Source organism: Streptomyces sp. NPDC001204 (assembly GCF_053598035.1).
This window is the reverse complement of record NZ_JBSFJL010000016.1, coordinates 123,944-150,344: the sequence shown is the minus strand read 5'-3', so window position 1 is coordinate 150,344 and position 26,401 is coordinate 123,944. Positions and strand designations below refer to the sequence as shown.

22 protein-coding genes and 3 pseudogenes are annotated in these 26,401 nt (G+C 70.2%); 9 read left to right on the top strand and 16 right to left on the bottom strand.

The features are described 5' to 3' along the window. Positions 1-314: 314 nt before the first annotated feature. Positions 315-1,322: a zinc-binding dehydrogenase gene (locus ACWC91_RS22650; RefSeq protein WP_376502976.1), complete on the top strand. Its 1,008-nt coding sequence runs from the start codon at positions 315-317 to the stop codon at positions 1,320-1,322. A gap of 143 nt (positions 1,323-1,465) precedes the next feature. Beyond that, positions 1,466-2,212, top strand: a complete 747-nt coding sequence (locus ACWC91_RS22645; protein ID WP_450641881.1) for an SDR family NAD(P)-dependent oxidoreductase — start codon at positions 1,466-1,468, stop codon at positions 2,210-2,212. A gap of 36 nt (positions 2,213-2,248) precedes the next feature. Here the strand turns inward: ACWC91_RS22645 and ACWC91_RS22640 are convergent. Next, a pseudogene (locus tag ACWC91_RS22640) lies at positions 2,249-3,955 on the bottom strand (SpoIIE family protein phosphatase); the annotation flags it as partial. Positions 3,956-4,335: 380 nt separating this feature from the next. On the opposite strand from ACWC91_RS22640, the gene ACWC91_RS22635 reads away from it, so the two are divergent. Further along, positions 4,336-4,491 (top strand): hypothetical protein, encoded by a 156-nt coding sequence (locus ACWC91_RS22635; RefSeq protein ID WP_225077422.1) that lies wholly within the window; start codon positions 4,336-4,338, stop codon positions 4,489-4,491. A 141-nt stretch (positions 4,492-4,632) separates the two neighbouring features. Then, positions 4,633-5,379 (top strand): nucleotidyltransferase domain-containing protein, encoded by a 747-nt coding sequence (locus ACWC91_RS22630; protein ID WP_450641884.1) that lies wholly within the window; start codon positions 4,633-4,635, stop codon positions 5,377-5,379. A 330-nt stretch (positions 5,380-5,709) separates the two neighbouring features. Here the strand turns inward: ACWC91_RS22630 and ACWC91_RS22625 are convergent. Continuing rightward, positions 5,710-6,243: pseudogene (locus ACWC91_RS22625) on the bottom strand (sigma factor-like helix-turn-helix DNA-binding protein); the annotation flags it as partial. Between the two features lie 55 nt (positions 6,244-6,298). On the opposite strand from ACWC91_RS22625, the gene ACWC91_RS22620 reads away from it, so the two are divergent. Beyond that, positions 6,299-7,216, top strand: a complete 918-nt coding sequence (locus ACWC91_RS22620; protein ID WP_376502972.1) for a class I SAM-dependent methyltransferase — start codon at positions 6,299-6,301, stop codon at positions 7,214-7,216. A gap of 489 nt (positions 7,217-7,705) precedes the next feature. On the opposite strand, the gene ACWC91_RS22615 is transcribed toward ACWC91_RS22620, so the two are convergent. Further along, complete coding sequence (locus tag ACWC91_RS22615) at positions 7,706-8,605, bottom strand: oxygenase MpaB family protein (RefSeq protein ID WP_450641886.1); 900 nt, start codon at positions 8,603-8,605, stop codon at positions 7,706-7,708. 196 nt (positions 8,606-8,801) lie between these two features. Here ACWC91_RS22615 and ACWC91_RS22610 point away from each other — a divergent pair, with 196 nt between their 5' ends. Further along, a complete protein-coding gene (locus ACWC91_RS22610) occupies positions 8,802-9,038 on the top strand; it encodes a hypothetical protein (RefSeq protein WP_376502969.1) in 237 nt (78 codons plus the stop codon). A gap of 262 nt (positions 9,039-9,300) precedes the next feature. Here ACWC91_RS22610 and ACWC91_RS22605 read toward each other — a convergent pair whose 3' ends face one another. Beyond that, positions 9,301-10,530, bottom strand: coding sequence for a helix-turn-helix transcriptional regulator (locus ACWC91_RS22605; RefSeq protein ID WP_450641888.1), 1,230 nt, complete (start codon positions 10,528-10,530; stop codon positions 9,301-9,303). Positions 10,531-10,720: 190 nt separating this feature from the next. Here ACWC91_RS22605 and ACWC91_RS22600 point away from each other — a divergent pair, with 190 nt between their 5' ends. Both ACWC91_RS22600 and ACWC91_RS22595 read left to right on the top strand, forming a co-directional pair. Then, positions 10,721-11,806: an S-(hydroxymethyl)mycothiol dehydrogenase gene (locus ACWC91_RS22600; protein WP_376502966.1), complete on the top strand. Its 1,086-nt coding sequence runs from the start codon at positions 10,721-10,723 to the stop codon at positions 11,804-11,806. Continuing rightward, positions 11,800-12,435, top strand: a complete 636-nt coding sequence (locus tag ACWC91_RS22595; protein WP_450641904.1) for an MBL fold metallo-hydrolase — start codon at positions 11,800-11,802, stop codon at positions 12,433-12,435. The genes ACWC91_RS22600 and ACWC91_RS22595 overlap by 7 nt, the downstream gene beginning before the upstream one ends. A gap of 662 nt (positions 12,436-13,097) precedes the next feature. Here the strand turns inward: ACWC91_RS22595 and ACWC91_RS22590 are convergent. The 4 genes from ACWC91_RS22590 to ACWC91_RS22575 are packed head-to-tail and all read right to left on the bottom strand — an operon-like array spanning position 13,098 to position 16,811. After that, positions 13,098-14,564: a glycosyltransferase 87 family protein gene (locus ACWC91_RS22590; protein ID WP_450641891.1), complete on the bottom strand. Its 1,467-nt coding sequence runs from the start codon at positions 14,562-14,564 to the stop codon at positions 13,098-13,100. After that, entirely contained in the window at positions 14,561-15,433 is an 873-nt protein-coding gene (locus ACWC91_RS22585; RefSeq protein ID WP_450641893.1) for a methyltransferase domain-containing protein, read from the bottom strand. The genes ACWC91_RS22590 and ACWC91_RS22585 overlap by 4 nt, the downstream gene beginning before the upstream one ends. After that, on the bottom strand, positions 15,430-16,086 hold the full coding sequence (locus ACWC91_RS22580) for a TIGR04282 family arsenosugar biosynthesis glycosyltransferase (protein ID WP_376502957.1): 657 nt from the start codon (positions 16,084-16,086) through the stop codon (positions 15,430-15,432). The genes ACWC91_RS22585 and ACWC91_RS22580 overlap by 4 nt, the downstream gene beginning before the upstream one ends. Then, positions 16,083-16,811, bottom strand: coding sequence for a glycosyltransferase family 2 protein (locus ACWC91_RS22575; protein ID WP_450641896.1), 729 nt, complete (start codon positions 16,809-16,811; stop codon positions 16,083-16,085). Before ACWC91_RS22575 ends, ACWC91_RS22580 begins: the two co-directional genes overlap by 4 nt. Before the next feature lie 113 nt (positions 16,812-16,924). On the opposite strand from ACWC91_RS22575, the pseudogene ACWC91_RS22570 reads away from it, so the two are divergent. Next, positions 16,925-17,264 (top strand): annotated as a pseudogene (locus tag ACWC91_RS22570) (response regulator transcription factor); the annotation flags it as partial. Between the two features lie 183 nt (positions 17,265-17,447). On the opposite strand, the gene ACWC91_RS22565 reads toward ACWC91_RS22570, so the two are convergent. The 8 genes from ACWC91_RS22565 to ACWC91_RS22530 form a co-directional block, all read right to left on the bottom strand. Further along, the gene (locus tag ACWC91_RS22565; RefSeq protein WP_225077410.1) at positions 17,448-18,500 is read right to left on the bottom strand and encodes an NAD-dependent epimerase/dehydratase family protein; all 1,053 of its coding nucleotides are present in this window, start codon (positions 18,498-18,500) and stop codon (positions 17,448-17,450) included. 466 nt (positions 18,501-18,966) lie between these two features. Further along, the gene (locus ACWC91_RS22560) at positions 18,967-19,371 is read right to left on the bottom strand and encodes a hypothetical protein (protein WP_281153971.1); all 405 of its coding nucleotides are present in this window, start codon (positions 19,369-19,371) and stop codon (positions 18,967-18,969) included. Positions 19,372-19,373: 2 nt separating this feature from the next. Next, positions 19,374-20,510, bottom strand: coding sequence for a molybdopterin-dependent oxidoreductase (locus tag ACWC91_RS22555; protein WP_281153914.1), 1,137 nt, complete (start codon positions 20,508-20,510; stop codon positions 19,374-19,376). 503 nt (positions 20,511-21,013) lie between these two features. Further along, positions 21,014-21,406 (bottom strand): YbhB/YbcL family Raf kinase inhibitor-like protein, encoded by a 393-nt coding sequence (locus tag ACWC91_RS22550; protein ID WP_225077408.1) that lies wholly within the window; start codon positions 21,404-21,406, stop codon positions 21,014-21,016. 501 nt (positions 21,407-21,907) lie between these two features. Next, a complete protein-coding gene (locus ACWC91_RS22545) occupies positions 21,908-23,734 on the bottom strand; it encodes a glycoside hydrolase family 15 protein (RefSeq protein WP_450641899.1) in 1,827 nt (608 codons plus the stop codon). Between the two features lie 278 nt (positions 23,735-24,012). Next, on the bottom strand, positions 24,013-24,693 hold the full coding sequence (locus ACWC91_RS22540; RefSeq protein WP_225077406.1) for a class I SAM-dependent methyltransferase: 681 nt from the start codon (positions 24,691-24,693) through the stop codon (positions 24,013-24,015). After that, on the bottom strand, positions 24,690-25,193 hold the full coding sequence (locus tag ACWC91_RS22535; RefSeq protein WP_225077405.1) for a hypothetical protein: 504 nt from the start codon (positions 25,191-25,193) through the stop codon (positions 24,690-24,692). Before ACWC91_RS22535 ends, ACWC91_RS22540 begins: the two co-directional genes overlap by 4 nt. A gap of 3 nt (positions 25,194-25,196) precedes the next feature. After that, positions 25,197-26,399, bottom strand: coding sequence for a molybdopterin-dependent oxidoreductase (locus ACWC91_RS22530; protein ID WP_225077404.1), 1,203 nt, complete (start codon positions 26,397-26,399; stop codon positions 25,197-25,199). Positions 26,400-26,401: the final 2 nt, after the last annotated feature.

Here is a 26,401-nt window from a genome sequence, read left to right as displayed (position 1 = left end):
CGTGGTCGTAGCCTGGTCGGCCAGCACCACGTCCGGGCGGCGCCGGGGCCGGCCGCGCTCTCGAGGATCATTTCGTTACGAGTTCTCAGCCGCACCGCCGCGCCCGGTGCGTACGGCGCTTACGAGGCGTGCAACCCGATTGGCCTGGTCGGCTGTGCTGCCGATTGGTCGCCGTGCGAGCGTGACCAGGTGACTGTGTCAGGGCGGGCGGCTGGTGCGGCTTGACGGTGTACTCAGCGGAAGGAACCCGCTGCTGCGGGACGTCGGCCGACGCCCCGGTCAAGCCCCGCACATATCGGCGCATGAGGAGAATCATGAACCGTCGTGTCGTCCAGACCCGCGGAGGGTCGCCCGCCGATGTTCTGACCGTCATCGAGGAGCCGGAGCCGACGGCGCCCGAGCGCGGCCAGGTCCTCATCCGCACCACGGCCTTCACGGTGCACCCTGGTGATCTCCAGGCCATCGAGGCGTACCCCGGCAGAGCTGCCCAGCCGGTCCCGGCCGGCGCGGAGGCCACCGGCGTGGTGGAGGCGATCGGCCCCGGCACGCGCGTGGCGCCGGGGGTCGAGGTCGGCGGCCGTGTGACGGTCTTCCCCCAGCCGGGGGCGTGGTCGCAATGGATCGTGGCGGAGGCCGAGGTGGTCGTCGCCGTACCTGATGAACTGTCGGATGAGGTCGCCGCGCAGATGCTGGCGAACCCGTTGACCGCGGTGATGCTGCGCCGTGAGGCACAGGAGCACCTGGCCTTCGGATATGACGGCTTTCTGGTGCAGACCGCCGCGGGCTCGTCGGTCGGGCGGCTGGTGACGGGCGTGTCCCAGTTCCACAACTTGGCGCTCGTCAACGTCGTCCGCAGCGATCGTGGTGCCGCTGAGCTGCGCAAGCGGTTCCCGGACGTGCCGGTCGTGTCGACGGAGAATCCGGCCTGGGCCGACGAGGTCCGCGAGGCAGCCGGTGGCCGTCCGGTGAATGTAGCCTTCGACCCGATCGGCGGGAAGCTGGCGGAGCGTCTTCTGGACCTGTTGGCGCCGGGCGGGAAGCTGGTCAGTTACGGATTGATCGCCGAAGAGCCGCTCTCGGTGCATGCGTCGACGCTGCTGAACAAGTCGCTGACGTTGCGGGGCAAGAACATCGGCCGGTGGCTGTCCGAGGTCTCCGCCGAGGGACGGGCGTCCGACGTCGCCACCGCGAAGCAGATCGCGCTGAAGCTCAAGGACCAGTTCGACGTGGCCGCCACGTACGGCCTTGGCGAACTGGCCAACGCAGTGGAGCACGCGGTGCGGCCCGGCAAGGTCGGCCTCGTCCTGGTCCGCCCCTGGTAGCGTTTTGGCGCCCTTGGCGCCTGCCTGCTGGGCGAGGCCGAAGAAGAGTTCGTGCAGCCAGGTGCGGTGCCGTTCGCGACCTGTTCGACGTCGTATGTTGTCAGACAGACCAGTCTGGACAGCAATTCCGGAAGGTTCGTCCCATGTCTGTGGAGCGCGAAGACGATTTCGACCTGCATCGCATGACCGCACTCGTCACCGGGGCCACGTCCGGCATCGGCCGGGCGGTCGCCAAGCGGCTCGCCGCCGACGGGATGTCCGTCGTCGTGACCGGCCGCAACGCCCAGCGCGGCGCTGAGACCGTCAACGAGATCACCGAGGCCGGCGGCCAGGCCCGGTTCGTCGAGGCGGACCTGGAGGACCCGGCCGGCATCGACCGGCTCGCCGCGGAGGTCGGCGAGATCGACGTCCTGGTCAACAACGCCGGGCGAGCCGTCTGGGCACCGACCGAGGAGATGAAGGTCTCCGACTACGACGCGATGTTCGCCAGCAACGTTCGCGCACCGTTCTTCCTCGTGGCCGCGTTCGCCCCGGCGATGGCGGCGAAGGGATCGGGCAGCGTGATCAACATCGGCAGCATGGCCGGCAGCCTCGGCCTGGCCAACGCCGCCGCCTACGGCGCGACCAAGGCTGCGCTGGCGGCACTGACGCGAGGCTGGACGGCTGAGTACAGCGGCCGCGGCGTCCGCTTCAACACCGTTGCCCCTGGTCCGGTCCACACCCGGCCCGAGGCCCGCGACCTGTTCGACGCCCTCGCCGAGACCACCGCGATGAAGCGCGCCGCCCAGCCCGCCGAGATCGCCGAGGCCGTCGCATTCCTCGTCTCGCCGAAGGCCGGCTACATCACCGGCGCGACCATCGCCGTCGACGGCGGCCGCACCGCCATCTGAACCTCCCTGATCATTGAGCGGTGGGCATGGCGTGGATCAGAGGCCAAAGCCCTCCGTGGGAGGGGTCCCGATGATCTCGTGGTCAGAACTGGGCGGGCAGATGCGGGCGATGAGCAGGGCGACGTCGTCGTGGTCACCGGGGTCCCGCAGGGTGTGCAGGAGCAGGTCACAGGTTTCTCCCACGGGGCGGCCCTCGGAGCCGTCCAGCAGGTCGAGGAGGGTGTCGAGGCGGTCGTCGATGGGATGGTGGCGCGTTTCGACCAGGCCGTCGGTGTAGAGGACGAGATCGTCGCCGGGACCGAGATCGAGCGTGCTGCTGTGGAAGGTGATGCCGCCGACACCCAGCGGTGCGCCGGGGCACAGGTCGAGCAGTTCGGGGGGCCGGCCGGTGTGGACCAGGACGGGGGGCATGTGTCCGGCGTTGGCGATGTGACACTCGCCGTGGTGGGGGTCGTAGACGGCGTAGAGGCAGGTGGCGATGTAATGCTCCAGGCCGCTGGTGATCCTGTCCAGGTGCTGGAGCACCTGGGCGGGGTCGAAGTCGAGTTCGGCCAGGGTGCAGGTGGCGGTGCGCAGGCGGCCCATGGTGGCGGCGGCGTCGATGCCGCTGCCCATCACGTCCCCCACGACCAGGGCGGTCTTGTCGCCGCTCAGGGGGATGATGTCGAACCAGTCTCCGCCGACTTCGCTGGTGGCCTGGGCGGGCTGGTAGCGGGAGGCGATCTCCAGGCCTACCAGGTGCGAGGGGTGCTCCGGCAGCAGGCTGCGCTGGAGGGTCACCGCGGCGTTGCGCACGCTCTGGTACCAGCGGGCGTTGTCGATGCTCACCGCGGCACGGTTGGCCAGCTCGCCGGCCAGTATGGCGTCGTCATGGTTGAAGGGCAGGGGGTTGCGTGCGCGTTTGAGGTCCAGGGCGCCGAGCACAATGCCGCGGGCGCTCAGCGGCACCGCCAGGTAGGAGTGGATGCCGGCGCGGGCCAGGAGCGTGGCGGCCTCGGGATCGCGCGCTATACGGGAAAGGTCGCGGTCGTTCACGTGGGGTACCAGGACCGGTTTGCCGGTGCGGACGCACTGGGTGACCAGGCGGTCGGCGGCGTAGGCGGCCAAGTCGCCCACCTGGTCGGCGGCACGGGTGGCCTCGGTGGGGTAGGCGGCGGCCAGGGCGAGGGCGCGGAAGAGTTCCGGGCCGTTGCCCGGCCTGACGGTGCGGTGGCAGGCCAAGACCGTGTCGAGGACGTCCACCGCCGCGATGTCTGCGAGCTCGGGCACGGTGACCCCAGCCAGCTCGCGGGCGGTCTGGTCCACGTCCAGCACGGTGCCGATGAGAGCCGAGGCATCAGCGATCAGAGTCAGGCGCCGTCGGGCCCGGGCGGCTTCGGTCGCCAGGCGGTAACGCTCGGTGACGTCCGCGATCGAGGCGGCCACCCCTCGCGCCCGACCGAAGGGGTCCTGCAGCCGATAGAGGGAAACCGACCATGCATGGTCGTGATCCGCATCGGCCCAGGTGCGGCCGACGACGTTCTGGTCCAGCAGCGGGACTCCCGTCTCCAGAACCCGCCACTGCGCGGACTCGATCGCCGCGGTGTCGACACGCGGCAGGACCTCTGAGACATGGCGGCCGACATGCTCTTCGGCCGACAGCCCATTGATGCGCTCCAGCGCCGGATTCACGGCCACGTACCGCAGATCTGTGTCCATGACAGCCAGCCCGACTGGGGACTGCGAGACCAGCGTCCCGGACAGCTCGTTCAGCAGTCTGCGGGGCTGAGACGTCCTGGAGACTTCGTCTTCGGCCCGAAAGGATTCGGATGTGTTCATCCCGGCCATCCCCTCTTGCAACCGCCACTCCAGCTGCCTCCGGGCGCCGTCCTGGGCCCGAGACCCTGGTCCTTCGCAGCTTCCATGATGTCCACGAAGCAGCCCGTCACGCATCCCCCCTCGGCCCCCAAAGATCCTGCCTTCCGGCGGCCTTGATCGTATGTATCTCGGCGGCTTGATCGAGGATGCCCACGCTTGCACCGTCCGACTGCGCGAGGCCGTCGAACAGCAGGAAGAGACGTGGCCGAGGTCGCGGCCGCCGCCCAGCCGCAGCCGCCGAGGACTCCATGCGGGCCCTGGCCGCCATGGCGCAGGAGCTGCAGGCCCAGACCGAAGCCCAGCACGGCCGGCAGGAAGGCCAGGAGCGCCACAGCATCGCGGAGGATCATCGCCAGGCAGCTGAGGAGCGCGCCGACCGGCGGAATCGCGCGTCAGCCATCGAGATCCCCAAGGGTGAGTAGGGGGTGATCGGTGGGCGTCCTTGTCCAACTGGTCTGTATCCCTCCTGCGGGCGGTAGGTCTGTCACGGGCTGTAGTAGTCCGGGCCTGAAGTGCGGGAAAGTCCGTCGGCGCCGTTCAAGGTTCGTGGCACGCTGACGGACATGCATCCGGACCCGATAGACCTGGCTCGACGTCTTGTGCAGGGCCGTTTTCCCGAGGCGCTCGCCGTGGTCCTGGCTGGATCCACCGTCGCGGGACGGGTGACCACCAGCAGTGACCTGGATATCGCGGTGCTTGTGGGGGATGGCGGCGAGACCTGCCGGGAGACGCTCCGGTTCGAGGGACGCCTTGCGGAGCTCTTCATCCACACCCGTGCCGGTCTCGGGGAACTCTTCGCCGCAGACGTCGCCTCGCGTCGTGGGGTGCTGCAGAGCATGTACGCCACTGGTCTGGTCCTGGTCGACGTCGGTGGAGAGGCCGGGCGTGCCCGTGCCCGGGCCGAGGCCGACCTACGCAACGGTCCGCCGGCGTTGGAGCCCGAGACTGTCGAGACCAAGAGGTACGGGCTGACGGACGCTCTGGATGACCTGGCGGACGCGGACGATGCCTTCGAGAGCCTGGCGGTGGCCGGGGTCGTCCTCAACGTCGCTGCTGACCTGTTGTTCGACCACCGCCGTGCCTGGGTGGGCGGAGGGAAGTGGCTGCCCCGGCGGCTCCTGGAGGCTGACGCGGAGCGCGGCGGTGCCCTTCTGCAAGGGCACCGGCATCTGTGCGAGACGGGTGACCCGACGCTGTTGATCAAGGCGGCAGAGCGGATCCTCGACCTCCTTGGTGGGCCGCTTCGCGAGGGCTATCGCAGGGCGTGGCGGGGTGTCATCGAATCTGTCGCCGCAGACATCGGGCGTTGACACAAGTCAAAGCTCTCGTGCCGTCTCGGCGGATGCGCACCGGTGCGGTTCGCAGAAGCCAGGTGCCCTGAGAAGCGCGAGCAGAGCGTTCTCAGCTCGATCCAAGATTCACAGAACCGGTGGCCAGCACATGGTGCTTCCTCAACGTCGGCGAACTGCGATTTGAGGAACACGGGAACGAAACCTCCGCCGGCTCCGCTGGATGACTGACGGAGCCGGCGGCGGCCGGTACACCACCGCGCCCTGGGCGGGCGGATCCGCCGCGACTTCGCGCCGTCCCTCGAGCTGACCAGCCTGCTTGCGCCCGGCGACGGCACGCGGTGACCACGCTCACTGCGTGCCGATGTCGTAAGCGGTGCCGCCGGCGACGGCCTGGAGTTTGTCCGGGTTGGCCACATTGTGGATGGCGGCGATGCGGCCGTCGGCGTCGAAGTCGAAGGTGACGGTGGCGATTACGCGCCCCAGTCCGCTGAACACGAGACCCGGCCCGCCATTGATCTCGACGAGTTCGGCTTTCATGTCGGCAGGCTCGACGCCCTGGTAGGTGACGGTGCCGATGGCCGCGAACCAGGCGGCCACCGTGGCCGCGCCCACCACAGGGCGCAGGGCCTGACGGACCTTGCCGCCGCCGTCGGTCCACAGGGTGACGTCCGGGGAGAGCAGCTCCATCAGAGCGTTGACGTCCCCGCCGGTCGCGGCGGAGAAGAACCGCTCGGTTGCCTCGCGCTGCCGCGATCGGTCGGTGGCGAAGCGGGGTCGCCGGACCCGCACATGCTCGCGGGCCCGGTGCGCGGCCTGACGCACCGCGGCTTCGGAACGCTCCACCGCCTCGGCGATATCGGCGTGGCTGAAGTCGCGAACTTGTGCCTGCTTCTCGTTGAGGTTGAGACAGGGCGGGGGTGGTGTTGAATATGGCTCCATGAGCGAGAGTGGGCGTGCGGCGAGCCGGACGGCGGTGCTGGTCTGCCAGGGGCGGGCGGCCGCGAACGGGAGGGCTGGTGCAGGCCAGTTCGCGGATCCAGTGGCGGTAGCGCTGCTGCGCGTCGCGGAACGTACGCCCGTGGACCAGGTACGCGCGAACACTCCGCCCAACGGCTGGCAGGAGCGCACCGCGTACGAGAGCGTGCGGGCATGCGCCGAGGTGGTCGTGCCACGGACGGTCGCGATCGACGAGGCACTGCGCGCCCACGTGACCGGCCAGCTCGTGATCCTCGGCGCCGGCCTGGATACGCGCGCGTGGCGTATGCCCGAACTCGCGCAGACAGATGTTTGGGAAGTCGACCATCCGGCCTCCCAGCAAGACAAGCGCGCCCGCCTCGCCGAGGCCGCGCCAGTGCTCCGAGGACCGGATGAGGGCGATCTCCTCGCCGCCGAGCTACCGGCCATCGCCCGTACCGTGCGGTTCACGCCGGTCGATTTCGCCGTCGATGATCTCGGTGCTGCGTTGGATGCCGCCGGGCACGACCCAGCCGCGCCGACGACATGGTTGTGGGAGGGTGTCGTCCCATACCTCACGCGCGACGAGGTGCGCGCCACGGTGGCCGCACTCGCCGCCCGGACGGTCCCGGGCAGTGCACTCGTCGTCAACTACCAGGCGCCGTCGGCGAGGGCGGCCGCAGGGCGGCTGCTGACACGCGTGCTCGGCAGTTCCGTCACATCGGGCGAGCCGTGGCGCTCGCTGTGGAGGCCGCAGCGGATGGCTGCGCTGCTCGCGGAGTACGGCCTGCGGGTGGTGTCGGACGACAACCTCCTCACCCTCGCACATACCCTCGGCAGCCCGGCACGTGGGCGGACATCCTTGCGGTCGGGTCGCGTGGCCGTCGCAGAAAGCCACTGACGTAAGGATCGCCCTTCCGCTTATTCTCCGCAGCCGTTCGCCGAACCGCCCACTGCCTTGGCGGCGCCGTTCATGTAACGGGTGTACTCGGCTCGCTGACGCCGCAGGCGGGATCTAGTGCCGTGGCCGCATACGTTCGCCGGGTTGGCGGTTGGATGAGTGGTGACGTTTGTTCCGACTCATCCGGTGGGGCGGACGACTACTGAGAACCACGGCCTGGAAACAGTGCGCTGAACGTCCCGCTGAGAATCGCTGCGAATAGCAGCCATCCCCATGACGCCGCCCGGAGCCGATGCGAAACCATCACCACGTACGCTAAGCAGCCGAGGCCGCCGGCCACCAGGCAGAACGCAAAGCCGCGAAGCCCGAACCACCACCTGGGGCGATCTATCTCAGGAGTCACACCGGGCATTATCCACGCTCGCTGGCAGGCCACGAGAACCCAGGAGCGATCGTCTCTGCAACACGGCGAACCATGCGATCACAGCACTAGACATCCACCGGCGGCACCGAGGCCAAACGGCGCTGCGCAGCGGCTTGGATCTCGGAAGGACCGCGTGCCCATTCGATCGTGCGACCGGCCACCGTCGCCACCGGCCGGTCCCAGCAGGAGCGGACCGCCGCCGGACGGCGTATGCCGAGTTCGGTCCGCGCCCAGTCCGGAAGGAGCCCGACAGCGGCATTCATCAACAGACGCACGACCAGCCGCTCACGTCCCGTCCGGCCGAAGCCACGGAGAAACCGCACGGAATCCGACGCCGCTCGGGTTGCACGGAGTTGGGGGCGTATTAGGTCCAGGTAGCGCTCGACTTCCCGAGTGTTGCATGGCACCTTCTCCGCGCCCAGCATCTCGGCGACCGGGGCGACCTGGCGGTAGTACGCGTCGCACTCGGCAGGCGTCAGCCGCAACCGCTGCGGCGCGTACGTCTGGTAACCCGCCAGGAAGCTGCGCACCTCCGCGATGTGCACCCAGGTCAGCAGTTCGGGGTCGTCCGCGCGGTAGGGCCGGCCGTCCGGGGCGGTGCCGCGCACCCGGGTGTGAATCCGGCGCACCAAGGCGATCGACTCGTGTGCGGCCGGCGCGGAGCCGAAGGTCGTCGTGGTGACGAACCGCGCGGTGCCGATGAGACGGCCGACCGGGTCGGACCGGAAATCCGAGTGCTGGTCGACCCCGGCCATGGCCAGAGGGTGCAGTGACTGGAGCATCAGCGCCGCGAACCCGCCGATGAGCATGCCGGTCGGATGTCCGTGCACCTGCCAGGCAGGATCGCCCGGGACGATCCCGAGCAGGCCGGGATCACCGGCCGGACCCTCGTACCGTTCCAGTTTGAGGTCCCCACCATGCACGGTCGCCTTCAGTTCCCCGGCGATCCGGGTCCTCAGCCCCACAGACACCTCCGCGATCCGATGCACACCGTCACTGCATCGCCATTCTCTCCGGTCGACCCGACTACGGTCCGGGAGATGGCCACGAACCTGACCATGCCTCCGCCCGCGCCGTGTGCAGCCCCGGCCATGGGCGGTCGGCCTGGGCGGCAGCGTGTCCGAAGTGACAGCAAAATCGAACACGCGATCTAATGCCGGTATGCATGCGACCGACTTCCCCGACGACCTCGTCCAGGTGCAGTACGCCTGGAACGCCACCTACGATGCCCTCGCCGCGTCCCGGTCACGTGACACCACGGCCCTGCGCTGCCGCCTGCTGCGCCTGTCCGTACGTCTGTGGTGGCACCCCTACTGGAAGACCGTCCCCTCGGTGCCGGCGGCGCGCACCGGGCTCCGGCAGCTGGCCCGCACCCGGGGAGCCGTCCGGGCCGCATGACGAACGGGCGGGTGCCCTCGCCCGACCAGGAGCAGCGTCGAGGCACGCGTTGCGCCTACGATTGCGCCGTCTGTTGCGGGTATGGGTTGCGCCTGGGTTGTGCCTGGCCCCAGACATCCCTGTTGTGGCCGCTTTCTCCCATGCACTGGCTGGAGCTGGGGGAGAGGGGCGGGCGGGATGGGCGGCGCGGAAGCAGCCCGGGACCGGGAGTGCACTCGTCGTGGTCGCGTGTCGGCCGGGGCTGTGCGGCGTCCGGCCCGGTCTACTGCGGTGCTCCCAGGTTGGTGCCGGCGGCGAACGCGGCTGCTTCTCCGCGCGAGGTCACGTCCAGTTTTCGTAGCAGGCCTGCGACGTGGAACTTGACGGTGCTTTCCGTGATGCCGAGCTCGGCCGCGATCGCCTTGTTGCGCCTGCCCTGGGCGACCAGGTGGAGCACCTCGCGCTCGCGGCGGTTGAGGGCTGCCAGACGTGTCTCATCGCTCCGATTGGCGGGAGGCTCGAGAGGGAGGCCGATGGTCGCGTGGCTGCCCCATCCTGGGACCGCGTCCAGGGTGACCGCGGCACCCAACGTCTGTGCACGGCCGTCGAGTTGCCGTTGCAGGGCCGGCACGTCGAGTTTCCCGGATTCCTGGTCGCGTACGTCGACCACCAGCGAGGCGCCCGGGCAGCTCCAGGCGATGCGCAGGCGAGTCAGGTCGGGCTGGGCGATGAAGGCCAGCACGGTGGCGCGCGTCATCGCGCGTGCCGCGTAGGCGATCTCGCCCGGCAGCGGGCGCCCGTCCTTCGGCGGGGCCACAAACTCGATGTGCGCCTCGTGATGGCGCAGCATCTGCCGGAGGTCCTTGCGCAGCGTCGCGAAGGCCGCATGGGCAGTCTCCTGCGACAACTCCTGGTCGGACCTCTGCGTGGAACGCAACGCGATCAACGCGGCGGACGCCGTATCGGTGGCAGCCAGCCGCGCCCTGGCGTCGTCGAGTCCGGACGAGCGCAGCGTGGACAGAATGGCCACGAGCGAGGTTTCGTGTGCAGCCACCATCTCCGTGATGGTGCGTGCCCGTTCGCTGGACGCGGCACGGGACTCTGCCAGGTAGTCGGGACTGGCCTGGGCGACCTGCTGCCGGATCGATGTCGCCACGATGCCGAAGACCGCCGACAACTCGGCGGGGTACGGGACCGGCCTCTGAGGACTCTGCGGAACGAGCAGGAGCAGCGTGTCGCCCCGGTCCCGCACCGTCCACACCGGGCGCTGAGCACCACCGATCCTGGCGGTGGTGCTCAGGGCCCGGCCGGGCTCGACGACCCGCTTGAGGTCTTCGAGCTCATCGATGGTGACCTTGTGGATCAGATCGGCGGCTCCGGCGACCTTGCGTGGACGTCCCGTGCACTCGCGAGTGAAGATCACGAGCGCTGCGTGCGGCCACCGGTGGGACAGGAGCCGGGAGAAACGGGGAGCGATGTCGTGCAACGGGCCGTCGACGACTTCCCGCAGCATGAGAAGACCATCGGTTGCGGCCTGCGGATCTGGCATTCCGCCGACCTTACACTCTCCACCCCACTGTTCGAAGGTCGAGGATTTCCTATCCACAAGGCCAGGCTCTCGATGATCTCCACAGGGTTAGGTTCGCTGAGGCATGCACCGGATCGCATGCGCTTGTATCCACGAACGACGAAGGAACAGTCCGATGCCTCAGCAGGTCCGCGGCGTGATCGCCCGCTCGAAGGGAGCTCCGGCCGAGCTCACCGACATCGTGATCCCGGACCCGGGTCCCGGCGAGGTCGTCGTTGCCGTGGCGGCCTGCGGGGTCTGCCACACCGACCTCACCTACCGGGACGGGGGGATCAGCGACGACTATCCCTTCCTGCTCGGCCACGAGGCGGCCGGCACCGTCGAGAGCGTCGGAGCAGGCGTCGACTCCATCAAACCCGGCGACTTCGTCGTCCTGAACTGGCGGGCGGTGTGCGGGCAGTGCCGCGCCTGCAAGCGCGGCCGCCCGCAGTACTGCTTCGACACGTTCAACGCCGCCCAGAAGATGACTCTGCTCGACGGCACAGAACTCAACCCCGCTCTGGGCATTGGTGCGTTCGCCGACAAGACCCTCGTCCACGCGGGGCAGTGCACCAAGGTGGACCCCTCTGCGGACCCGGCGGTCGTCGGTCTCCTGGGGTGCGGTGTCATGGCCGGGCTCGGGGCGGCGGTCAACACCGGAGCCGTGAGCCGGGGCGACTCGGTGGCGGTGATCGGCTGCGGCGGCGTGGGCGACGCCGCGATCGTCGGGGCCCGCCTGGCCGGCGCCTCGAAGATCATCGCTGTCGATCGAGACGACCAGAAGCTGACATGGGCCCGAGAGCTCGGCGCCACCCACACGGTCAACGCCACCGACCAGAACATCATCACCGCCGTCACGGAATTGACCGGTGGCTACGGCGCCGACGTCGTCATCGACGCCGTGGGCCGTCCCGAAACGTGGAAGCAGGCGTTCTACGCGCGCGACCTCGCAGGGACCGTCGTCCTCGTCGGCGTCCCAACCCCGGACATGCGCCTGGACATGCCGCTTCTCGACTTCTTCTCCCGCGGCGGCAGTCTCAAGTCGTCCTGGTACGGCGACTGTCTGCCCGAACGGGACTTCCCCATGCTCGTCGACCTCTATCAGCAAGGCCGACTGCCGCTGGACAAATTTGTCACCGAACGCATCGGCCTCGACGCCGTCGAGGAAGCCTTCCACACCATGCACACCGGCAGCGTGCTGCGCTCGGTGGTGGTCTGGTGAGCGGCGCACTGCGTATTGAACGCGTTGTCACCAGCGGGGTCTTCGAACTCGACGGGGGCACGTGGAACGTCGACAACAACGTCTGGCTCGTCGGCGACGACCACGACGTCGTCGTCGTGGACGCGGCCCACGATGACGACCCGATCGTGGAAGCGGTGGGCAACCGCCGCGTAGCAGCGATCGTGTGTACCCACGGACACAACGACCACATCTCGGTCGCGCCCCGACTTGGTGACCGCCTCGACGCCCCGGTCCTGCTGCACCCGGCAGACCGCCAACTGTGGGAGATGACCCACCCGAGCCGAACGTTCCAGGAGACGGTCGACGGCGAACGGATCGCCGTGGCGGGGACGACGCTGGAAGTGATCCACACCCCCGGACACTCGCCCGGCTCGGTCTGCCTCCACCTGCCCGAGGCCCACGCTCTGTTCTCCGGCGACACCCTGTTCGCCGGTGGACCAGGTGCAACAGGCCGATCGTTCTCGGACTTCCCGACGATCATCACGTCCATCCGCGACCTGCTGTTCCCCCTGGCCGAGAACACCCTCGTCCACACCGGACACGGAGACACCACGACCATCCAGAACGAAGCACCCCACCTGGATGAATGGATACGCCGCGGCCACTGAGCCCTCGCCCCGGGCGTCGATCGCTAGATCTCCTGCACATCTGCTTGCGCTGCCACTTCTCCCATGCCGGTTGGAGAACGAGTAAGGGATTGGGGCGGAGCTTGATAGGCGATGTTGGGAGCCGGGCCGCGATTTGGGTGGTAGCCGCCCAGCGCGAGAAACGCATCGCCCTCGGGGAAGGCGTCGCACACGCAGCACGGCGGAAGCAATGAGGGCGGGTGCGACCAATCGAACCGGCCCCGGCACGTCTTCGAACGGACGCGCCGGGGCCAGTCGTATCGCCGTCGCTCCTGTCGGTGGGCGTCGGCGGTGGGTGCGGGGTCACCGGCGGCCGTCCGTGGGCGGGCTGCTTGGGGGAGTGGGTCAGAACAGACTTGGGCTTCAGCCGCAGCGGGACCCGGCCCGGCTCGGCAAACTGGCACAAGCTCTTGCCGAGGAAGCCGCCGCCCGGCTCGACTGAATCGGACGCCGCCGACCCGCTTTCTGTAGCCAGTCGGTGTCGCCTGTCGTGATTGCGTTGCACAGGTCGTGCACGATTGGGTCATCCGCTCCACCGCGCCCGGCGAGCCGGGCGCGGTGGAAGTGCTTGAGCACGTGCGGCGCCCGGGCCCGCGGCGGTGGCGAGTGCCTCAGGGGCGCCCGGCCGACGTCCTTGATCAGTGTCAGGTGCGGGGCCGGCACCGGCCGTGGCGTCGGTCCAGGAAGTGCCGGGCCGGAGCGGCGCGCAGGCAGGCCCCGAGCGCGACGCACACGGCGGCCGTGCCGTACGCCCACGCCTGGAGGGGGAAGTCGGGCAGCAGCCGGCCGCCGAGGTAGAGGACGGTGCCGGCGACGGTGATGGTCAGCCACTCCCAGCGGCCGTCGAGGGCGACGAGACCGACGACGATCAGTGAGTACCACGGGTAGTTGGGTGAGACCAGCAGCAAGGCCGTGCCGGTCAGTAACAGGGCACCGCGCCAGGGGCGAGCAGGGTCGCCGCGCCACCACACATGGAGGGCCGTCAGCGCGAGCAGCACGATGACGGTCACTTCTGCGGCGGCGTCCGGCAGCAGCACCCGCAGCAAGGCGAAACGGTGCACGTCCCCGGGTTCGTAGCCCTCCTCCTGGAGGTAGCCCGGCAGGTAGCCCAGGACGCCCGCGCCGGAGGCGATGACGTAGGGCAGGTAGGCGAGCGCGACCACAGCGAGCACCGCCAACACCAGGCGCAGCACCCGCGCCGGGCTGCGCTGCCCGGACAGAGCGCCGGGCAACGCCAGAACAGGCAGCAGTTTCACGGCGATCGCGGCGCCGAGGAGTGCGCCGCGGCGGGCCCCGGCGGTGGCGGTGCCGAGGGCGAGCACGGTGAGCAGGACGCCGAGGGTGTCGATGTGCGCGTTGTTGACCGCTTCGAAGGGGACGGCCGGACACCACCCCCACAGAGCGGTGCGGGCCGCGGCCCGGCGCGGGTCGCCGCGTCGGCGGCCCACGGTGAGCAGGGCGGCGGTGGTGCCGAACGCCAGGACGGCGCCGCCTGCTTGAAGTGGTTTGTGGCGGCTGTCAGGTGGTGAGAGGACATGGACGGCGAAGAACCAGCCCTCGGCGACAGGCGGGTAGATGGTGGGGACGGTGGGGCGGTTGATGCGGACGCACAGGCCGCTGTCCGTACGGGTCAGTCCCCAGCCCTGACAGGAGCCTTTGGTGGGGAACAGCCACTGGTCGCGCAGCTTGGCGAGTTCAGGTGCGGCGGGCGGGTGGGCGTACGGGGAGATCCCGGCGGCCTGGACGCGGCCGTCCCAGGCGTAGCGGTACATGTCGTTGCTGGTGCGGGGCGGTGCGGCGAGCGCGGCCAGCGCCACGGCGGCCGCACCGGCCAGGACCAGTCCCGTCGCGGCTCGCTCCGGGGCCTTGCGCACGGCCCATACCGCGGCGGCGAACAGCGTCCAGGCGACGGCGTATCCGGCCAGCACCCGGCCGGGGTTGCTCTGGTTGTCGCCCGCGCGAACGGTGTCGAAGACGACGGCGGTGAGCGCGGCCAGGAGGACCGCGGTGACGATGATGCTGATACGGGCCGAGGTGCGGTTCATGGGTGCGGCGGGCTGACTGGGCATCGGTTCGGGAGGCTGATGCTGGGAGGCGGCGGTGTCACTCATGGGCGTTCGGGCCTTCCGGTGGCCGTGTCGTGCCCGCCGTGATGCCCCGGCGGCGGGCGGTGCAGTTCCACGAACGGGCGGCCCTCGGCCGTCCACCGGCCGGTCAGGATCCAACCCGCGGCCTCGGCTGCACGCAGCAGGGCGGTGGTGCCGACGCGGGCCCAGGGGAAGGGGCGGCCGTGCCGGCCGTGGGCGTCCTCGACCCGGACGGTGAGGCGCTCGTCCACGTCGTGCGGTGCGGCCTCCGCGAGCAGGCGCCCGCCGGGCGGGACCACGGCACGGAGGCGGACCAGGAGGGCGGCTGGGTCGCCGCCGATGCCGGCGTTGCCGTCCATCAACAGGACGGTGCCCCAGTGGCCTTCCCCCGGCAGGCGGTCGAACACGGACCGGCGCACGGCGGCACCCCCGCGCTGGAGGGTACGGGCCACGGCGGACGGGCTGACGTCCACGCCGAGCGCCCGTATGCCCCTGGCAGCCAGCGCCGCCACGAGACGTCCCGGCCCGCAGCCGACGTCGAGGACGGAGTCGGTGCAACGGCGCAGAACGCCGGTGTCGGCGGCGTCGGGGGCGGCGCACCAGCGCTCGACGTCCAGCGGCAGCAGTTCCCCTTCTCCTCCGGGGCCGTCCGCAAGGACCGGTGGCGACAGGCGGCGTAGGAAGAGCGGGCCGCGTCCGGTGCGCAGGGCGTCGGCGTAGGGGTCGTCCGTCCACGGCTCGCCCGGATTTGCTGAACCGAGCCGATCCGCGGGATACGACCGCGCAGGAAGCCGGGCAGGCCACGCCACCACGGTCTGCGGATGCCGTCGGGCCGCGATCTGCGTCGTCCACTCGGTGCGGGCAGGTTCCGTACCGCTCGTGGTGCCGCTCACCGACCGGCCTCCGCGAGCGAGTTCATCGTGGAGGCGAAGCGCGAGCCGGGTGGGCAGCAAGCGGCGACCGCGACGGCGTCGGCGGCGGTGTCCACATCGCGCAGTTTCGGCAGGTCGCTCACGCTCAGCCCCGCCTCGACGAGTCGGCACCGCTGCATCGCCCCAGTGCGGTCGGTGGACATCGGCACGCCTCGTACGAGAGCCGCGGCGCGCGCTGGGACCGCGAAACCCAGCGCCCAGAACCCACCGTCCGCAGCCGGACCGAACCAGGCGTCGTGGCCCTCGCGTCCGATGCGCCCGAGAAGATCCGTGGTCACTTGGGGGGTGTCCATGCCGACAAGGAGGGCCGGTCCGCGGTCGCAGTGGCCGAAGGCGGCCGCGATCCGCTCGTCCAGGCCGCCGGCCTCTTGGGGCACGATGTCGAAGCCGGGCGGCAACCAGGGGCCGGGTGCACCGTCGAGAACGAGGACACGGCGCCGTGCGGGGGCCTCCAGCACCGTGTGCAGGGTGTCGGCGAGGGCGGCCTCGGCCAGAGCGGCCGCCTCCTGGGGCGTGTAGGGCGGGGTGAGCCGCGTCTTGACCCGCCCCGGGACGGGTTCCTTGGCGATGACCAGCAGCGTGGCCGGCCCCGTGACCGGGAGCCGGGCGCTCATCGTCCGGTTCCCCGGGTGGTCACCGAGGACACCGGATCGGCGGCGGGACGCTCGGCGAGGACGGCTCGCATGTCCCGTACGGCCTGCCAGGTACCGCGCCAGGTGCCGGTGACCTTCGAGCGGCCCGTACGGGGCCGGTACGGCACATCCGTCTCCTCCACCCGCCAGCCTGCGTCGGCGGCGCGAACCACCATCTGCAGCGGGTAGCCGGAGCGCCGGTCGGTCAGGCCCAGGGCGAGCAGGGACTCGCGGCGGGCGGCGCGCATCGGGCCCAGGTCGTGCAGCCGCAGTCCGGTGCGCCGGCGGATCAGGCGGGCCAGCTCCACATTGGCCAGACGGGCATGCAGGGGCCAGGCGCGGCGCGTGGCAGGCCGGCGGCGACCCAGCACGAGGTCGGCGGAACCGTCGAGAACGGGCCCCGCGACGGCGGACAGAAGCGCCGGGTCGAGGGAGGCGTCGCAGTCGCAGAAGCAGACGACGTCGGCCGTGGCGGCTGCGAGGCCGGCGTGGCAGGCGGCGCCGAAGCCGCGGCGCGGTTCGTGGACCACGTGCGCCCCGAGGTCGCGGGCAATGTCCGCCGAGCCATCGGTGGAGCCGTTGTCGACGACGATCGCGCGCCAGTGGGACGGGACGCGGTCCAGGACCCATGGCAGGGCCTCCGCCTCGTCGAGGCAGGGAAGCACCACGTCCACAGGAGCAGGCGAAGAGGGGGATGTCTCGGTCACCCCACTCACCCTACGAGAACAGAAGGGGCAAAAGGGATTTGACGATCTTACGGATCGCTGACGTCCACCGCCGCCCCCGCCGACGGCCGAAAGCCGGTGCGAGACTCGGTGGCGTGAAACGCGTACTCGTCGTGGACGACGCCCCCACCGTCTCCGATGTCGTCGCCGGCTACCTGGACCGGGCGGGCTTCGCCGTCGACGATGCCGGTGACGGACCCGCCGCCATGGCCCACTCAGCCGCCCAGCCACCCGACGTTGTGGTGCCGGACCTGGTGCTGCCCGGCATGGACGGGCTTGAGGTCTGCCGCCGCATCCGCGAGAACGGCCCCGTTCCTGTGATCATGCTGACGGCGCGCTGGACTCCTCGCCCTGGACCCCAACGCTCGCCGCACCACCCACCACGGCACCGAACTCCCCCTGATCAGCAGAGAGTTCGACCTGCTCGAGTACTTTCCGGCATCGTCGAGGCACACCAGGGGCGCACGGCGGTGAGCAACGTCCCCGGCGGCTGCCGTTTCGAGGTCCGCCTGCCCGCCGCTGTCTGAGGAGCCCACCAGGAGCAGGACCCGCCCTGCGGGAGAAGCGGGGCCGGCCCTTCCGCCTTCGTCGGGGGCCGACGCCGGCCGGTGAGAAACGTCAGCCCGCTCTCAGCGGGGCCGTCGCGAACTCCGTCATTCCGTCCACGAAGGCGACCTGCGGCTTCCAGCCCAGTTCGTCGCGCAGCCTGCGTGACGAGGCGGTGATGTGGCGGACGTCGCCGAGCCGGTACTCACCCGTGACCACCGGCGCCCGCCCGCCATGCGCCTCGGCCAGGACGGCGGCCGTCTCTCCCACTGTGTGCGGCTCGCCGCTGCCGACGTTGTACGCCCGCGCGGTCCCCTCCGGCAGACCGGACAGACCGTCCAGGGCCGTGAGGTTGGCACCGGACACGTCCCGTACATGGACGAAGTCCCGCCGCTGGCCGCCGTCCTCGAACACGCGCGGTGCCTCGCCGCGCTCCAGCGCGGACCGGAACAGTGACGCGACGCCCGCGTACGGGGTGTCACGCGGCATCCCGGGCCCGTACACGTTGTGGTAGCGCAGCGCGGCCACCCGCCCGCCGACGGCACGCGCCCACGCGCAGGCCAGGTGCTCTTGCGCGAGCTTGGTGGCGGCGTAGACGTTGCGCGGATCAAGCGGGGCGTCCTCGGTCACCAGACCGGGGGCGAGCGGCTCACCGCACCTCGGGCAGGGCGGATCGAAGCGGCCCGCTTCGAGGTCCGCCACCTTGCGCGGCCCCGGCCGTACGACGCCATGCGACGGACACTCGTAGCGGCCCTCTCCGTAGACCACCATCGAACTCGCCAGCACCAGACGACGCACCCCGGCCTCGGCCATGCCGGCCAGCACCACCGCGGTGCCCAGGTCGTTGCAGCCCACGTAAGCGGGAGCGTCACCGAAGTCCTTGCCGAGCCCGACCATCGCCGCCTGATGGCAGACGACGTCCACACCCTGCAGGGCCTCGGCCACAGCCGCCGCGTCGCGCACGTCCGCGTGTTTGAAGTCCACTCCGTCGGGGATGGGCGGGGACGTGCGGTGTGCGGCGGGCAACAGCGCGTCGAGCACGCGCACGCCGTGCCCGGCGCCGGTAAGGGCGGTGACGACGTGCGAGCCGATGAAGCCCGCGCCTCCGGTGACCAGGATCAACATGCCACCGACCGTACGGCCACGGGCCCTCCGGGCGACCGCACGACGCCGGATCGTCAGGGGTTCGTAAGCCTTCCCGCCGCAAACCGAGCATCGTCGGGTTGTGAGGCAGTCGGCGCCGGCAGGCCGTGGCCCACGGCGAAGCCGAGCATGGTCGACCGGCCCCGCGGCCCGGCCCAGCTCGTCGCCGGCCGCGAACAGCCGCCCCACCACCTCGTGCACATCGCCGCCCACCGCCGTCCCGGCGGAAATGCCCGCCACCGCGTCCAGCCCGGTGTCATAGATGGCGTAGCAGAAGCGGCCCGCCCAGGCGAGTACGGTCAGGGCACCTTCGGCGTCGCGGCGCGGCCTGCCCCACAGCGACACCAGCAGTCCGAGGGCCACGAACCCGCTAAGCCCGACACCGTTCACTTCCGCAGGTGCGTAGGACACCCGTGAGACGGCCCGGCGCCGGAGCGTGGACGCAGACCTACGAAGGCGGCCGCCGTCGGCTGCGGTGGATTCCCCACGCGGCCGACAGGAGGGCCGTGACCGTCGCCACCGCCACCATCGCGAGCAGCCAGTCGCGCGGGTAGTCCAGCGGCAGGACCGAGGAGTTGGCGGGCTTCCCCGGGCGGAGGAGCACCGGCAGGGCCACCGCCGTCAGAGCGCCCGCCACCAGCAGTGACCCGCGGACCGGCCCGCGCACACCGCCGCGGACCAGCACCCACCCGATGAACAGCACCAGAGGTGCGATCAGCACGTCGTGCAGCACCACCGCCCCGCCCAGCCAGACCAGGACACCCGGCAGGTCACGCACGTCCAGCAGCAGGGAGACGCCGACGCCCATCAGCGACAGGCCGATCAGACCCGTGAGGAGCCGCGCCACGCTCATCCTCATGACAGCACCTCCAGTCGGCCGACCCACTTGGTCTGCAGCACACCGGGCCGGTTCGGAGCGATCAAACGCACCGGGTAGCCGTGGTCGGGGGAGAGTTCCTCGCCGTTGAGACGCAGAGCGAGCAGAGTCAGCGGGTCGCGGGCGTGCTCGTGCCCCATTTCGGAGACCCGGTATCCGCCCCGACTCTGCAGTGACACCACGCGAACGCGGGCGTGCGGATGAGCGCCGGCAAGCTCAAGGAGGTCGATGACCCGAACGCCCGTCCAGCGGGCGGACTTGCTCCATCCCTCCACGCAGGCGATCGGCAGTTCCACCTCGTGCTGCGGCAGGTCCCGCAGCTCATCCAGCGTCAGTGTGCAGGGCCGCGGTCCGGCGACCGTCAAACGGTAGCGCTCGGCGGGTATCAGGCCGACTCCGGCCGCGGCGGCGGTGCGGTTGACCGGCAGGCCCTGGGGGCCGTGATCGGGATGGCGGGGTGCGAGCAGGACGAGGTCCTTCAGGGGCGTGAAGGACTGGCCCACGGTGGTCACGGTGACCGCACCGACCGCCGCTGCCACCGCAACCAGCAGCGAACGCCGGTCGGGCCCGTCCTCCTCCGGCAGAGCCAGGGTCCCCGGCGATCGCCGGCTCCAGTGGGCCCGGATCTCGGGGGCCTTGACCGCGACGTGCAGCACCAGCACTCCGGCCACCAGCCAGGCCACGGCGTAGTGCACCGGCACGAAGGAGAACGGCCACGGATACCACTGTGCGGTGTTCAGCAATCCCGTGGCCACTTCGAAGACGGCCGCCGCCACCAGCACGGCCGCCGACAACCGCTCCAGTGCGTGCCGCACCGACTGCACCGGCGGCCAGGCGAACAGCCGCGGGTACACCGTCCACAATTTCGCCAGCAGCAGTGGAATCGCCGCGATACCCGAGGCGACGTGCAGCCCCTGCGTGAACCGGTAGCCCCACACCGGGCGGCTCGGCAGGTCATCGGCCAGCCACCCGGGCGGATGCTGCAGCACATGGCTGATCAGACCGGTGACGAAGCAGACCACGAAGGCGAGGCCGAGCCACCGTCCGATCGAGGTCGCCGTGCGGGCATCGTGCAACCTGCCCTTGAACGCCGGCGGAAACAATCGCGATCGCATACCCCCATCACAGCTGTCGCAAGGCCGTCGCGGAACGCCCGGACCCCTTACGGAACAGGGACATCCAGGTCTTGGGGCGACCTGCTGTGGCGGCAGCCGCTCGCCGGTGGCGTGGGTGATGTAGCGTCTGCGCACGTAGACGCCGAAGCCTCGGCAGCCGCAATCCTCATAGGTACGTGGATTGGCCGTTGGCCACTCCAGGCGGGGGTGGGTGGGGCATCTGTTCTGCCAGCAGCACTGGGAGTGCCGGGGCGCTCCGCCAAGAAGGACATGGTCCGGCCCCTGCCGTCGGAGGAGAGGGCGATCAAAACGGCGCGTGCGCGGGCAGCAGATGGTCGGTTTTGACCGCGTACCCGCGGGCGCCAAAGCTCTCGGCGTAGGCGACCAGGTCCGGGTTTGGTGAACCGGGGCTGGCTGTGACGGCAGAGTTCGACGTGCAGCGCCGAGGCGGCGGCGGTGATCGAGCGTGCCCGGGGTGCTCCCGGCCCCGCGGCTCCGCTGCGTCAGTGCCGCCTGTAGGGGGCGACCAGCGCCGCGGTGGCGGCGGCCTGACTCCGCAGTTCCTTCAGGGTCTGGCTCGGCGAGGTGTTCTGGCCGAAGGACGCGGGCAGGGGGTTGCGGAGCGCGTACAGCGTCAGCTGGTACTTGTGTGTGTGGCCGGCGGGCGGGCAGGGACCGTCGTACGTCGCTTCGCCGAAGTCGTTCAGGAGTTCCCGGGCACCGGGCGTAAGGGTGTGCGGCTGCGTTCCCGGCGCTGTCGCGGGAAGGCCGACCTGCAGCCAGTGGATCTTCTGGTTCGCCAGGTCGACCATGGACAGGCCGAGTTCGGCGGTACCGGCCGGGACATTCTCGAACGTAAGCCCGGGGGAGTAGTCGTGGGGACTATCGCAGGTCATCAGGGGGAGGAACGCGCCTGACGCGTCGAAACCCTGGCCTCTGCCGAGGGTGAAGGGACCTGTAGGTACCGTCGTCGCCCGGGAGACCGCGGTGGACGGGGTTGACGTTGCTTGGGTGTGTCCGGCGGATGACGAGCACCCGGCCGTCGTCAGCAGTGCGGCCGCGGCAATCGCGTCTGAGACAAGGAATCGACGCATCATGCTGGAACCGTATGCCAGGCGGACGCCCCTCACCGCCCGTACCGGCTTACGGCTTCGTGACGTGCGGTCCCCGGCTGTGCAGCTGGTGCTGATCAGCTGGTCGGAGCAGGTTGAAGGACCGTCAGGTTCGCTCGTTCAGCCGTTGCCTGGTCGGCGTAGCACTTCTTTTCGTACTCGATCGGGCCGAGCCGGTCGAGCTGCTCCTGGATGTGCCGACTTCGCCACGGTCGGCGACCGTTCACTGTGTGCCTGCGTGAGTGTACTGATCGGTAAGGCAGTTGGAGCGCACCAGGGGTTCGCCTACTGGGCGTGCCTTGTTTGTCGCTCGGCATCGCGGATGGCGCGAGCGGCATTGATGAGCCCGATGTGGCTGAAGGCTTGGGGGAAGTTGCCGAGGGCCTCAGCTGTGGTGGAGTCGGTCTCCTCGGCCAGCAGGCCGAGGTCGTTGGCGTGTGCGAGGGTGGCTTGGAAGACGTGCCGTGCACGGGTGGTGTGGCCGGTGAGGGCGAGGGCTTGGGCAAGCCAGAAGGAACACAGCAAGAAGGCGCCTTCTTCTTCCTGCAGCTCGTCGGTGAGATAGCGGCGGACCAGGCCGTTGCGGTCGGTCAGTTGGGTGGCGATGGCCAGCACGGTGGACTGTACACGGGGGTCGTGCGGTGGCAAGAAGCCGACGATGGGCAGCATCAGCGCGGAGGCGTCGAGGTCGTCACTGTCGAATGCCTGGGTGAAGGCGCGCAGGCCGGAGTTCCAGCCGCGTTGTTCGATGGCTTGGCGGATCTGGTCGCGCTCGTGCTGCCAGTGGGGCAGGCGTTCGTCGGCTTGGAGGGCGGGGGCCATGGCGATGGCGCGGTCCAGGGCGACCCAGCACATCAGTTTCGAGTGGAGGAAGTGTCTGCTGGGTCCGCGCCTTTCCCAGATGCCCTGATCCCGTTGGGTCCACCGCTGGGCGGCTGCCTCGGCCGTCTGGAACAGGAAGGTCCGGGTGGCCGGGTCGAGAGGCTCACCGGGCGGAAGGGTCTGGTGAGCGGCATCGAGGAGTTCACCGTAGACGTCGAGTTGGCGCTGGCGCCAGGCGTCGTTGCCGATCCTCACGGGGCTGCTGTTGCGCCAGCCGGTCAGGTGCGGCAGGAGCCGCTCGCTCAGGTCGTGTTCGCCGCCGATGCCGTACATGATCTGCAGGTCGACGCCGCGGTCGAGTTGGGTTGCCCCGGTGCGGGCGAGGAAGTCGAAGAACCGGTTCTTCTCCTTCTCGCAGGCGGCCGTGCCAAGCGCCTGAAGGGTGAAGCTCGCGTCGCGGACCCAGGTGTAGCGGTAATCCCAGTTGCGCTTCCCGCCCGCTGTCTCGGGCAGGGAGGTAGTGGCAGCGGCGACAATGGCTCCGCTGGGAGCGAAGGTCAGGGCTCGCAGCACGCGTCCGCTGTGGCTCACCTCGTCCTGCCAGGGGCCGACGTAGCCGCGGTGGAGCTTCGACCAGGAACGCCAGCCCGCGATGGTGTCGGACATGCGGCGCCGGATCCGCCCTGCCCGCCAGCCCACCGGCTCCCTTTCCCACGCCGGCCTGACCTGCAGGGCGAATCCGAGGCGGTGCCCCGCCGAGAGCGGGATTCGGCCGTGTGCTGTGGAGCCGCTCACTTGCAGGTCGACGGGGCTCGACAGCAGCAGAACGTGGGCTCCCCCGTGCGCCGCGAGCCCGCCTCGCACGGCTGAGAGCAAGGGGTGGACGAGTCCGAACTCCGGGCGCGGCGCGTAGGCGATCTCGATGGTTACCCGTCCTTCGGTGCAGGTGAACTGCCGCAGGAGCGTTCCGGGGGAAGCGGTGCCGAGCGCGTGCCCGCGTTCGCGCCGCCCCAGGGCGAGGGCATCCCGCAGGACCGCCGTACCCCCGGTTGTGCGGAAGACCGTCTCCAGAACAAGGGTGTCCTCGACGTAACGGCGGCTGATGTCGATCGGGTCGGTGACAGGGCGGATGGACCAGTGGCCGGCGTCCTCGTCGAGGAGTCGAGCGAAGATCGCCGGGCTGTCGAACCGGGGCAGACACAGCCAGTCCACCGAGCCGTCGGAGGTCACCAGCGCGGCCGAGCGGCAGTCGGACAGCAGAGCGTGGTCACCGATCGGTCGCGCACTCATGTCTCGCAGCCCGTCCACCTTGGGCCGGAGGTGGCCCGGCCAGGACGACGTGAGCAGTCGCCTGCGCCGCAGGTCTCTCCGGGTGCCCGACGAGTGTCATTGATCCCAGCCTCCCTGCACAGCGGATTCGCCCCCACCCAATCAGCACGATCGGTGGATCGCATGCGCTGGCCGTCGGCGGTTGCCCCGAGCGGGTGGCGAGACGGCCTGGTGTCGCACCCGGCGCCTGGTGTCTGGGCGGCCTACGTCGTGTCCCGCCACCGCGTCGTCAGCCCCGCTCAGTAACGACGTCCCGAGGTCGGGTCCTGGCGGCCGAGGGCGAGGAAGCATCGGTGGCCGCATCTCCACTGGTCGGTGACGCTGAGGGCAAGGTCCTCGGCGACCCTGTGGAGCGCTGGTGCTCCCAGACGCGCCCAGGGGAACGGCGGCCCTTCGTGGCCATGGATGTCTTCGAACCGGGCGCTGCAGAGCTCCTCGACATCGTCGGGGTCGACCTCGACGAGGAGAACACCCGTCGGGGCGGTGAGCTGGATACAGCGGTACAGCAGGGCATGCGGGTCACCGCCGATACCGATGTTGGCGTCGATGAGCAGGACGGTCTGCCAGCCTCCCTCGGCCGGTAGCCGGTCGAACACCGATCGGCACAGTGCGATTCCGCCGAGAGCGATGGTATGGGCCACCGCGCGGGGAGCCACATCGACGCCGAGCGCGAAGACCCCGCGACTCAGGAGTGCCCCGCACAGCCGGCCCGGTCCGCAGCCGACGTCGAGAACGGGGCCGACGCAGCGATTGAGTACGGATTCGTCGGCCAGGGTGGGCTGCGCGTACCAGCGATGCACAGGCATCCGGATCCGGCCCCCGTTCCCCAAGCGTAGATACACCGGTCCGTGGCCGGTTCGCAGGGCGAGCGCATAGGGGTCTCCCGCTGCGCAGGGCGAGCCGTCCTCGTCGGTCGTCACGATGCAGCGCCGTGACCTGGCGCAGGTCGTTCCTCGTCGGCGCGCGCGGCCCGCCGGACGCGGCGGAGCTTGAGAGCGAAGGCCACGGCGGAGGCGGCGAAGAGTACGGCGGTGATGGCCAGCCACCGGCCGATGTAGACGTCCATGGTCAACCGGGTGGCACCCGGGTAGGGGGTCGAGAGGGCGAAGATGAGGGGGAACCAGACAAGCAGGAGCACACCGGAGAGAAAGGTGGGCACGCGCAGGTAGTTGATCCACGGCGGTTGTGGCATGCGGGTGGCGCGATGCCGTAGGACAGCCTGTGTCGACAGGTCGGCGAGCGAGTACAGGGGCAGCAGGATGAGGTCATGGAGGATCGCCGCGCCGACGAACCAGATCGCGACCTCGAGCGGGCGGACGGCGAACAGGCGTACCAGGGCATAGCCGGTGATTGCGAACGAGGCGATCAGGACGAGCAGGTGGAGGGGGCCGGAGCCGTACCAGCGGACGAAGCGTGCCATTGGTCACGTCCTGAAGGTGAGCCGGTGCACCCACTTGGTGTTGTTCACGCCGGGGTTGGCCGGGACGATGACGCGGGCCGGGTAGCCGTGGTCGAGTGAGAGGTCCGCGCCGTTGACGTGCAGGGCGAGCAGCGATCGAGGGTCGTGGATCTGGTTGCCCCGCAGGACCACCGAGCTGTAGGGGCCGGGTGGTTGGACGGATTGCACCAGGACGCTTCCGGCGTCGGGGAGGCCTGCCATGGCGGCGAGGTCGGCCAGCCGAAGGCCGCTCCATTGCTGGTCGTGGGTGGACCATCCTTCCACGCAGGCGATAGGCAGCGCGGCGGCATGCTGGGGCATCGCGAGGAGCTGTGCGCGGGTGAAGACGAGCGTCGGACCGGGGCCGTGGATCTCCAGGCGCCAGTCGGGGCCGACGTGCGCGGGGGTGACACCGACGGCCGCCGCGGTCTTGTTGATCTGGAAGCCGTTCGGGCCGCCGCCCGGGGTGCGGTTGTGGGGCGCGAGAAGGGCGGTGTTGCGCAGCAGGCCGCCAATGCTCTGTCCCGCGGTGACCACCAGGAGGAGGAGCGATCCGCCCCCCACCATGGCGAGCGCGCCGCGCCGGGTCATCGTCGGCGGCGCGGGAGCGATCGGGACCAGGCCGTCGGGGTCGGGGGGCTCGGGCCGTGTGTTCGCGAGGTCAGTGCGCAGTTCGGCGGCCAGGCTGCGGGAGCGCAGGGCGCGGGTCATCCGGCCGAGTTTGAGACACACGTGGACGACGAACGCGGCGATGAACACCCAGGCGCCGTAGAAGTGCAGGGTGTAGAAGGAGCCGGGGAAGACGTAGAAGAGCTGGATGTTGATGATGCCGGTGACGAACTCAAAGATCACCCCGCCGACCAGCATGAGCAGGGACAACCGCTCCAGTCCGTGGGCGACGGAGCGGACCGGCAGCCACTCGAACAGCTTCGGGATCACTGACCACAACTTGGCCAGCAGCACCGGCACGAGGACCACGCCGAGCGTCACGTGCACGCCCTGGGTCAGCCGGTACAGCCAGTACGGATGGGTGGGCCAGGCGAAGAGGTAGAAACCCAGCAGGCCCTTGTGCGGGGTCTGGTCGTTGATGCGGTCGAGTCCCGGGTTGTAGGCGGCGTAGGAGAGCATCCCGGTGACGAAGAGCAGCGGGATTCCGATCAGCAGCACCAGTCCGAACACGGACGTCATCC